Here is a 13,375-nt window from a genome sequence, read left to right on the forward strand (position 1 = left end):
GTGAGAGATATGTGGGCAATCTTCCCTTAAGGGCGACTTTGCGGCCTGGTGAGGAAGAGGTCGTTCCTGGCGGTCCGGCCGGTCGTGGCCGGGGCCGCGGTCAGTTCTCCGGCTGCTGTCGCAGTGCCGCCTCGTCCAGTGCGGCCGTCAGGTGGTCCAGGCGGTCGCGCAGGTCGCGGATCTCGTCGACGTCGAAGCTGGTCGCCGAGACGATGCGGCGTGGTACGGCCAGGGCGCGCTCGCGCAGTGCGGTGCCCTCCTCGGTCGGCCGCACCACCACCGACCGCTCGTCGCGCGCGCTGCGTTCCCGGCGGACCAGCCCGGCCGTCTCCAGGCGCTTGAGCAGCGGGGAGAGGGTGCCGGAGTCGAGCCGCAGATGCTCGCCCAGCTTCTTCACGGGCAGTTCGCCCCGCTCCCACAGCACCAGCATCACCAGGTACTGCGGGTAGGTGATCCCCAGGTCCTTGAGGATCACCCGGTAGACGCCGTTGAAGGCGCGGGAGGCGGCGTGCAGGGAGAAGCAGATCTGCCGGTCGAGACGGAGGAACTCCTCCTCGGAGACCTGCCCGGAGATCTCCGGGGAGACCCCCTCGGGCGTGGGGACGGCGCTCGTGGTCATGGATCCAGCGTAACTCCTGCCCGCCATTTAGTTGTGGGCAATTGAATTGTGTGCTCTACTTAGGTCCGTGAACGGCGGTCGGACCGGACCGCCGGACGTGAGATGACCTGTGAAAGGGATGGTTCTCCCATGGACGCGCTCTACACCGCTGTCGCCACCGCCACCCACGGCCGTGACGGTCGCGCCGTCAGCAACGACGGCAAGCTCGACCTCGACCTGGCCCTCCCGGTGGAGCTGGGCGGCAACGGCCAGGGCACCAACCCCGAGCAGCTCTTCGCCGCCGGCTACTCCGCCTGTTTCGCCAGCGCCCTCGGCCTCGTCGGCCGCGCCGCGAAGGTCGACGTCAGCGACGCCGCCGTGACCGCCGAGGTCGGCATAGGCAAGCAGGGCGAGGGCTTCGCCCTCAAGGTCACCCTCCGCGTCGAACTCCCCGACTCCGTCGACGAGGCCACCGGCCGCAAGCTCGTCGAGCAGGCCCACCAGGTCTGCCCCTACTCCAACGCCACCCGCAACAACATCCCGGTCGAGCTGGTCGTCGAGTAGTCCGGCACGTACTCCGCGGCACCCACTCCGCGGCCCGTCGGCGCGGTCCCGCGAGGATCGGCGCCGACGGGCACCGGCTCAGCTCGCCGTCACCACGTCGAGCGAGCCGCGCGGGGCCGTGACGCGTTCCAGCAGCAGGGGCAGCCCCAGCACCGGCAGCAGCCAGGCCACCACGATCAGCCGCTCGCCCCAGATGGTGATGTCCGGGTGCCCGGCCTGGTTCAGGATTCCGGTGCACGCGCCGGCGATCACGAACCACCCGAACACCGGCCGCTGCCGCGCCGCGCCCCACGCGCCCGCCGCCAGCGCGGCCAGGAACAGCGGCTGGATCAGCTGCCGGCGCACCCACTCCACCCAGAACGCGGACTCCAGCCGCAGGAACTCCGGCCACAGCCGGGCCCGGTCGGGGTGCGTGTAGTGGTCGGTGAGCAGGTCCTGCAGACTCTCGGTGGACGCCGGGTGGCGCAGCAGTCCGGCGAGCACCGGCGTGCACACCACCGCGCCCGCCGACACGGCCGCGACCGCCCGCACCCACGGCTCGACCGGCCCACGCCCCGCGCGTTCTTCCCCGTGCTCACCACCGCGTGCGCCACCGTGCTCTCCCGCACGTGCGTCACCGCGTACCTCATCGTGCTCACCACCGCGTGCGCGCCGTACCGCGACCACCGCGCACGCCCCCAGCAGGCACACCCCCAGGAACAGCGCCTGCGAGTGCTTCACCGTGAACAGCGCCGCCAGGGCCCCGCCCACCAGCGACACCCCGGCCCGCACCCGCCCCTCCATGGCCAGCGCACACCCCCACAGCGCCGCCAGCGTCAGGGCCAGCAGCACCCCCTCGGTCATGGGCCGCATGGCGGTCGCACCGCACGGGAGCACGTAGTAGAGGGCCTGCCCGGTGAGGGCCACGGGAGTGGGGGCGCGGACGGCGCGCAGGACGAGGAACGCCAGGACGCCCCCGGTCGCCGCGATCAGCACGCTCGACAGCCACACCCCCCACACGACCCCGAACACGGCGACGAAGGGGGCCAGCAGCACCGGGTACCCGGGCCGCGCCTCGAAGATCCGCTGGAACCGCTCCGAGGCGAACGGGGGAATGAGGCCGTCGGTCCGCCCGGCCGCCAGCCCCCGGTCCACCTTCCGCCACAGCTCCCGGCGGCACTCCCCGGCGACCCGCGCGGCCGGACTCGGCGCGCGGAACCGCACCACGTCCACCCCCTGCTTCCGCCCGGCCGTCGCCGCCCTGCTCCCGCAGTAGTGGTCGATGGCCCCGGCCGCCGCCTCCCGCGGACCCGCGCCGCCGAGAGCGAGGGCGTACGCGACGTAGTTCTTGGTGTCGGGGGTGGCGCGCCCGGTGACGCTCGCGAACTGGAGCAGCGCGAAACCGGCGGCGAGCAGCAGCACCCACGCCCGCGCCCTCATGACAACACGAAGCCCTGGCTCGTCACCGGTCCGGCTGTCCCGGCTGTCCCGGCGGTCCCGGCCGTCCTCGGCGCGGGCACCGGCACCGCCCGCTCGCCCAGCATCAGCATCCGTACCACCCGCTCGGCCGCCCGCCCGTCGTCGAACTCGCAGTACCGCTCCCGGAATCCGGCCCGCAGTCGCGCCGACTCACCGTCCCGCCACTGCCCGGAGTCGAACAGCCAGGCCAACTCCCGGTAGGAACGGGCCACATGGCCGGGCGGGTCGGCGGTGATGTCCAGGTACAGGCCCCGGCTCGCCGCGACGGCGTCCCGGTCGTCGGCGTACACGACGATCGGCCGGTCCAGGTTGGCGTAGTCGAACATCAGGGCCGAGTGGTCCGTGACCAGGACATCGGCGGCGAGCATCACCTCCTCGGCGTGCGGCTCGTCCGTCGCGTCCACGACGACACCCCGCCGGTGCAGCTCGGCGAGCCCGAAACCGCGCGCCGGGCCGTCCGCGAGCGAGGGATGCAGCCGTACGACGAGGGTGTGGGCCTCGCCCAGGCTGCGTCGCAGATCGGCGGCGAACCGGGCGAGGTCGAGGCGTTCGACGTGGCCGCCCCGCCGGTGGTCGCGGAGCGTCGGCGCGTACAGCACGACCGTGTGCCCGGCCGGGACGTCCAGCCGGGCACGGATCCGCGCCCCGCCGTCCGGCCCGGCGTTCACCAGGACGTCGTTGCGCGGGCTGCCGGTCCGCAGCGAGGTGAACCCGCACGGGTACGCCCTGCTCCACACCAGCTCGGAGTGGCGGTTGGCGACGAGACTGTGGTCCCAGCGGTCGGCCCGGCGCAGCAGCTCCGGCACGTCCGCCCCGAGCCGGGCGCCCGGCCGGTGCAGCAGATCGGCGCCCATGAACTTGAGCGGGGTCCCCTGGTGGGTGTGGACGTGCACACTGCCCGGCCGCTTGGTGAGGGCGCCGGGCCAGGGGGTGTCGGCGACGAAGTACGCCGCCCGCGCCGCCAGCCGCCGGTACGCGGCCGAGCCCGGCGTCACGTACTCCACCCCGGGCGGGAGCGCCGCCACCCGCTCCGGCCGCACCACCCACACCCCGCGGATGTGCGGCGCGAGATCACGGGCGGCCCGGTACACGGCCGCCGGGTCCCCGAGCACACCCCGGTGCGCGTCCGCCGAGTACAGCGCCAGACCGGGGTCCAGCGGCAGCCGCTCCTGGGCCAGTGACCAGCCCCGCCCGACCAGTTCGGCGCCGGCCGCCCGCCACCGCTCCCCGCGTACGCCGAGCGCGGTACGGACCCGGGTCACCCGGTGCCGGGCGCGGTAGGCCGCCCAGCCGCCCTCCAGGACGCGGTGCCCGGGCGCCGCCGGACCGCCGTCCGGCCGGTACTTCCGGTACAGCGCGGCCGTCCGCCGGAAGAACTCGGCGCGGTCGCCCGACGGCACCCGGTCCGGCTCGGCGAGGACGGACAGACAGTGCTCCGCCATCCGGTTCCGCACCAGGGCACGCCAGCCCGGCGGCCCGGGGCAGGAGTCCGGCAGGCCGAGGACGCGCTCGTACTGGTCGTGCACGTCGAAGTGCCCGCGGTGCGCGGTGGACAGCAGGCCGCCGGGCCGCCGTTGCCGGTGGGCCACACAGATCCGGTCCAGCGTCGCGATCCGTCCGGCGCCGAACAGCACCGGGAACGTCCACGGCGCGTCCTCGTAGTGGCCCGGCGGGAACCGGAAGCCGTGCGTCTCGACGAACTCCCGCCGGTACGCCTTGTTCCACACGACCGTCGGCAGGCCGAGGACCCGCGGGTGCTCGGCGGCCGTGAAGGTGCCCGCGCCGGCCTCGGCCAGGAGGGGTGCGGGGCCGGCGCGCCGCGTCTCGCCCCACGCGTGCGCACGAACGTGGTCGAAGACCAGCACATCGGGGTCCCCGGCCTCGGCCAGGCGGTCCGCCAGCGCGCGCAGCGCTCCCGGCGTGAGCGTGTCGTCGCCGTCGAGGAAGAGCACGAAGTCCCCGGTGGCGTACGGCAGTCCGGCGTTGCGCGCCCGTCCCGGGCCCACGTTCGCGGGCAGGTGCAGCACCCGTACCCGGGGGTCGCGGCCGGCGTACGCGTCGAGGATCGCGCCGCTGCCGTCGGGCGAGCAGTCGTTCACGGCGATCACCTCCAGATCCCGGTACGACTGCTCCAGGACCGAGTCGAGGCACGGGCGCAGAAAGCCCCGCACCTCGAACACGGGGACGATGACACTGAAACGGGGCATGACCGTCAGCTCCTCACGAGGGTCGCGGCGGCCGGCGCCGGGGCCGGGGTCCGTCCGGCGAGCGCCACGAGGGGCGGCAGCGCCCGGGGCTCCTCGCCCAGGAACACCCGCCGGACGACCCGCTCGGCCGCCCGCCCGTCGTCGAACCGGCAGAACCGCTCCCGGAAGACGGCCCGCAGGGCGTCGGCCTCCAGGTCCGCGTACGACCCGTCGCGGAACAGGTCCGCCAACTTCCGCTCGGTGCGCGCCGTATGACCGGGCGGCACGGCTGGCAGGTCGAGGCAGACCCCCCGGGTCTCCCGCAGGAGGTCCCAGCCCGCCGTGTGGAGCACGATCGGCCGGTCGAGGTGGGCGTAGTCGAACATCAGGGACGAGTGGTCGGTGATCAGCGCGTCGGCGGCGAGACAGACGTCCGCGACCGAGCGGTGCGCCGTGACGTCGATGATCCGGCCGCCCTTCCCGGGGGCGCGGGTTCCGCCCCGGCCGTCACGGGTCCGCAGCAGCAGCACGTACTCCTCGCCGACCGCCTCGCAGAACGCCTCCGGATCGAGCGTGGGGGTGGCCCGGTCGTCGGGGGTGTCGCGGTGCGCCGGGGCGTAGAGGAGGGCCTTCCTGTCCTCGGGCACGCCCAGCACGCGCCGGGCGCGCGTCACGTCCTCGGCCGTCGCCGTGTAGTAGACGTCGTTGCGCGGGGAGCCGTACTCCAGCGACGCGTACGTGCCGGGGAAGGCCCGCTCCCAGGTCTCCGTGGAGTGCCGGTTGGCGGAGAGCACGAAGTCCCAGCGGTCCACGTGGGCGACGAGGCGGGTGAGACCGCCGGTCGCGGCCGCCGCCACCGGGTACGGGGCCCGGTCCGCGCCCGTCGTCGCCACCGGGGTGCCCCGCTGGGTCCGGACATGGACACCGCCGGGGCGGGCGAGGACCGTGTCGGCACCCGCCGCCTCGGCGTCGGAGGCGTCGAGGACGTACCGGGCGCGGGCGAGGGCCCGCCGGTGCTCCGGACCGCCGAGCACGGCGTACGCGGCGCCCTCCGGCACGGTGTCCACCTCGTCGGCCCCGACGAGGAAGACCGAACGGAGCCGGGGGGCGAGTTCCCGGGCCTTCGCGTGGACGGCCGTGAGGTCGCAGCCGATGTCGCCGCCGGGGTGCGCGCGGTACACGACGAGGTCCCTGTCCGGCGGCAGCCGGCGCTGGACGGCGCACACGGCGCGGTTCAGGGGCGCGCGCGGGCGGGGAAGCGCGGCCAGCGCTCCGGCGGCCGCCCGGTCGGCGGCGCACAACGCCCGGAAACCGGCGTACGAGCCGGACGCGAGCAGACGGTGCTGGACACCGAGGCTGCCGCCGGGTGGCCGGAACCCGGCCGGGACGTAGTGGCGGTAGAGGTGCGTGGCGCGGCGGAAGAAGGCGCGGCGGTGGTGGACGGGCAGCCGCTCCGGGTGCGCGGCGCTGCGCAGCACCGCCGCGAACAGCTGCGCGAACAACGCGTCCGGCACACCCTGTTCGGCCGTGGCCCGGGCGAGCACCAGCTCCACCTGGTCGAGCAGTTCGAGCTGGTGCTCGCCCGGTGTGTGCAGCCGACTGCCCTGCCGGCGCAGCAGATGGCGGACGCACACCGTCTCCCGCAGCTCGGCCGTACGGCCGGCGGCCAGCGCGACCAGGCCGCTCCAGCCGAGACCGGTGTGGTGGCCGATGGGGAACAGGAGCTGGCGCCCGGCGAGGAAGTCCCGGCGGTAGGCCGCGCTCCACGCCGGGGTCCGCGGACCGGCCGGACGCACGACGGTCGTCCCGCCCTCCCACCAGTGCGCCCGCTCGTGCGCGAAGTACAGGACGTCGGGGTCGCCGGCCTCGGCCAGCCGGTCCGCGACCGCCCGCAGCGCGCCCGGCGCGAGCGTGTCGTCCCCGTCCAGGAACAGCACGTACGTGCCGTGCGCCGCCGCGATGCCCGCGTTGCGCGCGGCGCTCAGCCCGCCCGAGGGCGGCGACGCGACGGGGACCACCCGGCTGTCCCGGCCGGCGTACGCGGTGCCTACGGCTCCCGCGGCGGAGTCCGGGGCGTCGTGGACCGGGATCAGCTCGAAGTCGCCGAACGGTTGGGTGAGGACCGAGTCCAGGGCGAGCGGCAGCCGCCCTTCGACACCGTGCGTGGGGACGATGATGCTGAAGCGGGGCATTCTGTCCTTTCGAGGCGAGCCTGTCGGGTGCGGGTGCGGGTGCGGGTGCGGGTGCGCGTGGGGGAGCGGGTGCGGGCCCGAGTGCGGGCGCGTGGAACGTCTACGTGCCGAGCGCCCCGTCCGCCGCCGGACGGGCGGCCGCGGCCGACGGGACGGGGTGCCGCTCGGCCAGGGGGACGAAGTCCGGCGGCGCGGCCTCCCCCAGCACCACCCGCCGCACCACCCGCTCGGCCGCCCGCCCGTCGTCGTACGGACAGAAGCGCTCCCGGAACGCCGCCCGCAGCTGCGCCGACCGCGACCCCCGCCAGTGCCCCGTGGCGAAGATGTCGATCAGCTCGTCCTCGCTGCGCGCCACCGCCCCCGGCGGGAAGGAGCGCAGATCGAAGTAGGTGCCGCGCGCCGCCTCGTACGCCTCCCAGTCCTCCGCGTGGATCACGATCGGCCGGTCGAGGTTGGCGTAGTCGAACATCAGGGAGGAGTAGTCGGTGACCAGCGCGTCCGAGGCGAGGCACAGGTTCTCCACGCTCGGGTACCCGGTGACGTCCAGCAGCCGGCCGTGCGCCAGGTCCGTCAGCGGCGAGCCGTACCCGTGGTGTGCCCGGGCGAGGACCACGAACCGTGGCCCCAGCTTGCGCAGCACCCGCTCCAGGTCCAGGTGGGCGCGCTGCGAGTGGCGGTAGTCGCGGTGGGTGGGGGCGTAGAGGACGGCGACCGCGCCCTCGGGGATGCCGAGGTGCTCGCGCACCCGGGCCACGTCCGTCGAATTCGCCCGCAGGAACACGTCGTTGCGGGGCGATCCGTATTCGAGGGTCGTGTACGGGGACGGGTGGACCCGCTCCCAGACGAGGGTGGAGTGGCGGTTGCCGGACAGCACGTAGTCCCAGCGGTCGCTGTCGCGCAGCGCGGCGCCGAAGTCCGTGCCGCGCGCCGCCGCCGGCCGGTCCTGGAGGTCGAGCCCCATGCGCTTGAGAGGCGTGCCGTGCCGGGTCTGCAGCAGGACCTGGCCGCGGCGCTTGACCAGGCGCCGGTCGAAGTCCACGTTGCTCACCAGGTACGTGGAGCGCGCCAGTGCCGTCCAGTACGCCATCGAGCCGGGGAGCACCCGCCGGGCCGCCACCGGCAGCGTGTGGTGGTGCTCCGGGCGCGCGGCCCAGAAGGTGCGCATGTGGGGGACGTACGTACGGAAGGCGTTCTCCAGCGCGGCCGGGCCGCACTCGTAGCCGCGGCCGTCGTACGCGGCGAACACCGCCCGGTCGGCGCGCAGGGGGAGGAGGCGCTGGAGGCGGTAGTGCAGGCGCAGCCCGGCCGTACGCAGCAGCCCGGCGAGGCCGCGCAGGAGGCGTCCGGCGCCCCGGGCCAGCCGCGCCCCGGCCCACAGGGCGCGGTGGAGGCGCTGACCGCCGATCAGCAGGAGCGCGCGCCGGAGCCGGGCGCGGGCGCGGACGGGGGCGCCCGGCGTGCGGTAGCGGGTGCAGTGCGCGCGGACCGCGCGTACGAACTCGGCGCGAGCCTCGCGCGGCAGCCGGTGGCGCGCGGACAGCACGGAGATGAGGTGGTCGGTCATGAGCCGGAACAGCACCGGACGCCACTGCGCCAGCTCCGGCCGCTCGTCGAGGTACGCGAACACCCGGTCGTACTGGGCGAACACGTCGAAGTGGGCGAGGGTGGTCGCCCCGAGCAGGCTGCCGTGGCGGCGCCGGCGGTGGTGGACGCAGACCCGGTCGAGGGTGGCGACGGACTCGGCGGCCATCAGGACGGGGTACGTCCAGGCCGTGTCCTCGTACACGCCGGGCGGCAGACGGAAGTCATGGTCCTCGACGAACTCCCGCTTGTACGCCTTGTTCCACACCACCGGGCGGACGTGCAGCAGGCCCGGCCGGTCGTCGAGACGGAAGGGGGCGGGGCCCCGCTCGGTGAGCCGGGGGGCGCGTGCGTCGCGGACGGACTCGCCCGACCAGGAGACGCGGGCGAAGTCGTGCACGAGGACGTCGGGTTCCCCGGTCTCCTTGACGCGGTCGGCGATCGCCTGGAGCGCGCCCGGCGTGAACGTGTCGTCGCCGTCGAGGAAGAGGAGGTAGTCCCCCCTCGCGTACTCCATCCCCTTGTTGCGGGCGGCCCCCGGGCCGGCGTTCTCCCGCAGGCGCACGGTGCTCCGTACCCGGGGGTCGCGGGCCGCGGTCTCGTCGGCGATGGCGCCGCAGTTGTCGGGGGAGGCGTCGTCGACGACGATCAGTTCGAGGTCGGTGAAGGACTGGGAGAGCACGGAATCCAGGCATTCCTGCAGGTACGCCTGAACCTTGTACGCGGGAACGATGACACTGAACCTGGGCAAGGGGGACATCCATGGGTCGGCGCGGGCATACTGCCCGGAAACGGCCGATGGGATGATTTGGTTACGGCGCGTGTTCCATACGGGGGACTTCAGGGGGAGTTGGGGGCGCGCGGGTGTGTATCGGGTGCGGACGGTGGTGAGTTGCGCGACCGGCCCCGCATCCCCTGCCTCGTCCGCGCCCCCGCGCCCGCCCCGCAACCACCCCCGCTGCCGACGAACTCGCCGGTTTCCGCGCCTACTTCACGGCTCCCGCCATCACCCCCGACACGAACTGCCGCTGGAACGCGAAGAACACGGCCAGCGGGATCACCATCGAGATGAACGCCCCCGGCGCCAGCACCTCGATGTTGCTGCCGAACTGCCGTACCTGCTGCTGGAGCGCGACCGTCAGCGGCTGGGAGCCGGAGCTGGAGAACACCAGCGCGACCAGCATGTCGTTCCACACCCACAGGAACTGGAAGATCCCCAGGGACGCCAACGCCGGTGCGGCCAGCGGCAGGACGACCGTCACGAACAGCCGCACCTCGCCCGCGCCGTCCAGCCGCGCCGCCTCCAGCAGCTCACGCGGGATCTCCGCGAAGAAGTTCCGCAACAGGAAGATCGCGAACGGCAGTCCGAAGCCGACGTGGAAGAGGACCACACCGATGATGTCGCCGAAGATCCCGAGGTCCCGGAAGAGCCCGGACAGCGGGATCAGCGCCACCTGCACCGGCACCACGAGCAGCCCCACCACGGCCATGAACCACCAGTCGCGGCCCTTGAAGTCCAGCCAGGCGAAGGCGTATCCGGCCATCGCGCCGATCAGCACGACCAGCAGCGTCGCCGGGACCGTGATCCAGACCGTGTTGAACAGGGCGTCCGTGATGCCGTCGTTCTCCAGCAGCGACCGGTAGCTCTCGGTGGTGAGCTGGGCCGGGGCGGAGAACACCGTCCACCAGCCGGAGGAGGAGATGTCGGTCGGGTCGCGGAACGACGAGACCAGCAGCCCGAAGGTCGGCACCAGCCAGAACAGCGCCACCAGCAGCAGGAACACACGCAGCACGCCGCCCGCCGCGCCGCTCGCGAGCCGGGCGGCGACGGAGCGCTTGCCCGCGGTTCCTGCCGGTGCGGCGTTTCCGGCGGCTCCGGGGCGTTCCTCGACAGTCGTCACCGCTGGCGCTCCTTCCTGAGGCGCCGGATGTTGACCCACATCACCGGCAGCACGAGCAGCAGCAGGACCACACCGATCGCGCTGCCGAGACCGAAGTCGCCCCCGCCGCCGTACGACACCAGATACAGCTGCAGGGCGAGGACGTTGGCCTCGTCCTGGGTGGGCTGCGGGGCGATGATGTAGACGAGGTCGAACACCTTCATCACGTTGATCATCAGGGTGACGAGGACGACGACCAGGACCGGCGCGAGGAGCGGCACGGTGACCTTGCGGAACACCTGCCACTCGTTCGCCCCGTCCACCCGGGCCGCTTCGAGCAGATTGCGGTCGACCCCGGCGAGGCCCGCCGCGATCAGCACCATCGCGAAGCCCGCCCACATCCAGACGTACGACCCGATGACGGCCGGGGTGACGAGCGTCGGGCCCAGCCAGTCGATGCCGTTGTAGGGCGCCGCGAAGTTCGAGCCGGGCAGCCGGAGGCGGGACCCGTCGGCGGACTCCGGCAGGCGGAAGGTGCCGTCGGAGCCGCTGGTCGCGGTGGCGACGACCTCGCCGCCCTTCACCGCCTCGACCTTCACGCCCTTCAGTGCCTTCTCGCCCGGGTCGACGGCCCCCTTCTCGCCGCCCCCGCCGAGCCGGAAGTCCAGCCAGACGGTGCCCGTGACACCGTCCCCGGAGGCGGAGTCGGCGGCCTTCGCCTCCCGCGTGTCACCGGGCAGGCTGTTGGGCGCGATCCCGACGAGCGGGAGGAGCGCCGGGGTGCCCGCCCGTACGGTGCCCTCCGTGGTGAACGAGCCGCCGCCGGACGCCTTCAGGTCGCTCACCTGCGCGTTGGGCCGGGCCTTCGGATACACGGACTCGTCCACGAAGACGTCGTGCACGGACGTCACGACCGCGTTCGCCACACCCTGGTCCGGGTCCTGCTCGTACACCAGCCGGAAGATGATGCCCGCGGCGAGCATCGAGATCGCCATCGGCATGAAGACGATCAGCTTGAACGCCGTTCCCCAGCGCACCCGTTCGGTCAGCACCGCGAAGATCAGCCCGAGCGCGGTGACCAGGGCCGGGGCCACCGCGACCCAGATCGCGGTGTTGCGTACGGCGACGAGGGTGGAGTCGTCGGAGAAGATCTCCGCGTAGTTGTCGAGGCCGACGAAGCCCGAGCCGTCCGCGTCGAACAGGCTCCGCCAGACCGAGTACCCGATCGGGTAGACCACGAGCGCGCCGAGCAGCACCAGCGCGGGCAGCAGGAACAGCACCGCCACCCACAGCCGGGTGCCCGTCACGCTCTTGCGCGATGCGGCGGGGGGCGTCGGCAGCGCGCCGGCGCCCCCCGCCGTCTTCGTCACGGCAGACGGCATGAGGTCGTCGTCAGCCGTTCCCGTAGGCCTTCGCCGCGTCGGCCTCCAGCTGCTTCTGGGCCCCGGCCACGTCGTCGGGGTCCTTCAGGAAGTCCTGGAGGTCCTTCCACTCACCGACGCCCTGGGTGCCGCCGAACGCCGCCGGGGCCTGGTCGGACATGTCGAAGCGGAAGTCGTCGCCCGCCGCGAGCAGTGCCCCCGCGATCTTCCGGGTGGCGTCGTCCTTGTAACTTCCCTCGTCCATCTCCTTGTTGGGGGAGAGGAAGCCCCCCTGGGCCGCCCAGATCTCCGCCGCGTCGGTCGAGGCGAGGAAGGTGAGCAGCGCCTGCGCGCCCTTGCCGTCCTTCAGGGCCACGGCCGCGTCACCGCCGGTGACCACGGGGGAGTCGTCGCCGACCGCGGGGAACGGGAAGACCTTGGCGTCCGTGCCGATCTTCGCGTCCGTGTCGCCGTTGATGGTGACGGCCACGAAGTCGCCCTCGAACACCATGCCCGCCGGGGTGTCCCCGCTGAACGTCTGGGTGATCGACTTCGGGTACTCGGTCTGCAGCGCGCCGGACGCCCCGCCCGCGATCAGGTCGTCCTTGCCCCACAGCTGGGCGAGCGTGGTGAGGGCCTTCTCGACGGAGGGATCGGTCCACTTGATCTCGTGCTGGGCGAGCTGGTCGTACTTCTCCGGGCCCGCCTGCGAGAGGTAGACGTTCTCGAACCAGTCGGTGAGGGTCCAGCCGTCGGCTCCGCCGATGGACACGGCGGGGGAGCCGGCGTCGGAGAGGGTCTGCGCGGTTTGCAGGAACTCCTCCCACGTCTTGGGTTCCTCGGTGATGCCGGCCGCCTCGAAGGCCGCGGTGTTGTACCAGACGAGGGACTTGTTGGCGGCCTTCGCGTAGACGCCGTACTGCTTTCCCTCGTAGGCGCCGAGGTCCTTCCAGCCGTCCGAGAAGTTCTTGTCCAGCTGCGCCTGGGCCTCGCTGCCGAGCGGCTTCACCCAGCCCTTCTCGGCGAACTGGTGCAGCACGCCGACCTGCGGCAGGAACGCCACGTCCGGCGGCTTGCCGCCCTCGATCTTGGTCCCGAGGAACGTGGAGGTGTTGTTGCCGGTCGGCACGAAGGTCACCGAGGCGCCGGTGCGTTTCTCGAACTCGTCCAGCACCTTCTGGAAGTTGTCCAGCTCCGGGCCCGTGAAGACCGCCGCGACCTCCAGCTTCTGGCCGTCCAGCTTGGGCAGGCGCACGGTGGCCTCGTTGCCGCCCTCGCTGCCGTTGTCCCCCTTGTCGCCGCCGTCGTCGTCACCCCCGCACGCGGTGAGCGAGAGGGCGAGGACGCCCGCGGCGAGGGCCGCGAGGGCTCTGGCCGTGGGGGGACGGGTGGGCCCGCCGGCGGATGTGGGCTTGCGGCTGCGAACCCCCTGGCCTAAGAGGCGAATCCGGTTCAAGCGGTGTGTACGGTGCGTGCCGTGCGTGTGGCGCATCACTGACCCCGTTCTCCGTGCGTCGTCGAACGTAGAGCGCTGTCCCGTGCGCTCTGGTCTACG

The 13,375-nt window shown here is 73.3% G+C and carries 9 protein-coding genes; 1 reads left to right on the forward strand and 8 read right to left on the reverse strand.

From position 1 onward, the window contains the following. Positions 1-100: 100 nt before the first annotated feature. Positions 101-619, reverse strand: a complete 519-nt coding sequence (locus PYR72_RS29515) for a MarR family transcriptional regulator (protein WP_037729450.1) — start codon at positions 617-619, stop codon at positions 101-103. Between the two features lie 129 nt (positions 620-748). On the opposite strand from PYR72_RS29515, the gene PYR72_RS29520 reads away from it, so the two are divergent. Next, the gene (locus PYR72_RS29520) at positions 749-1,162 is read left to right on the forward strand and encodes an organic hydroperoxide resistance protein (RefSeq protein WP_005486852.1); all 414 of its coding nucleotides are present in this window, start codon (positions 749-751) and stop codon (positions 1,160-1,162) included. A gap of 78 nt (positions 1,163-1,240) precedes the next feature. Here PYR72_RS29520 and PYR72_RS29525 read toward each other — a convergent pair whose 3' ends face one another. The 7 genes from PYR72_RS29525 to PYR72_RS29555 all read right to left on the reverse strand — a co-directional run bounded on the left by PYR72_RS29525 (position 1,241) and on the right by PYR72_RS29555 (position 13,312). Next, positions 1,241-2,581 (reverse strand): hypothetical protein, encoded by a 1,341-nt coding sequence (locus tag PYR72_RS29525; RefSeq protein WP_275458098.1) that lies wholly within the window; start codon positions 2,579-2,581, stop codon positions 1,241-1,243. Then, the gene (locus PYR72_RS29530; protein ID WP_275458099.1) at positions 2,578-4,827 is read right to left on the reverse strand and encodes a bifunctional glycosyltransferase/CDP-glycerol:glycerophosphate glycerophosphotransferase; all 2,250 of its coding nucleotides are present in this window, start codon (positions 4,825-4,827) and stop codon (positions 2,578-2,580) included. The genes PYR72_RS29525 and PYR72_RS29530 overlap by 4 nt, the downstream gene beginning before the upstream one ends. Before the next feature lie 5 nt (positions 4,828-4,832). Beyond that, a complete protein-coding gene (locus PYR72_RS29535; RefSeq protein WP_275458100.1) occupies positions 4,833-6,998 on the reverse strand; it encodes a CDP-glycerol glycerophosphotransferase family protein in 2,166 nt (721 codons plus the stop codon). 100 nt (positions 6,999-7,098) lie between these two features. Continuing rightward, positions 7,099-9,330, reverse strand: coding sequence for a bifunctional glycosyltransferase family 2 protein/CDP-glycerol:glycerophosphate glycerophosphotransferase (locus tag PYR72_RS29540; RefSeq protein ID WP_275458101.1), 2,232 nt, complete (start codon positions 9,328-9,330; stop codon positions 7,099-7,101). 235 nt (positions 9,331-9,565) lie between these two features. Continuing rightward, positions 9,566-10,372 (reverse strand): carbohydrate ABC transporter permease, encoded by an 807-nt coding sequence (locus tag PYR72_RS29545; RefSeq protein WP_275460559.1) that lies wholly within the window; start codon positions 10,370-10,372, stop codon positions 9,566-9,568. Positions 10,373-10,476: 104 nt separating this feature from the next. Then, a complete protein-coding gene (locus PYR72_RS29550; protein WP_275458102.1) occupies positions 10,477-11,841 on the reverse strand; it encodes a sugar ABC transporter permease in 1,365 nt (454 codons plus the stop codon). Positions 11,842-11,851: 10 nt separating this feature from the next. Then, positions 11,852-13,312: an ABC transporter substrate-binding protein gene (locus tag PYR72_RS29555; RefSeq protein WP_275458103.1), complete on the reverse strand. Its 1,461-nt coding sequence runs from the start codon at positions 13,310-13,312 to the stop codon at positions 11,852-11,854. Between the last annotated feature and the right edge of the window lie 63 nt (positions 13,313-13,375).

Source organism: Streptomyces sp. VNUA24, from assembly GCF_029167005.1.
Taxonomy (GTDB): domain Bacteria; phylum Actinomycetota; class Actinomycetes; order Streptomycetales; family Streptomycetaceae; genus Streptomyces; species Streptomyces scabiei.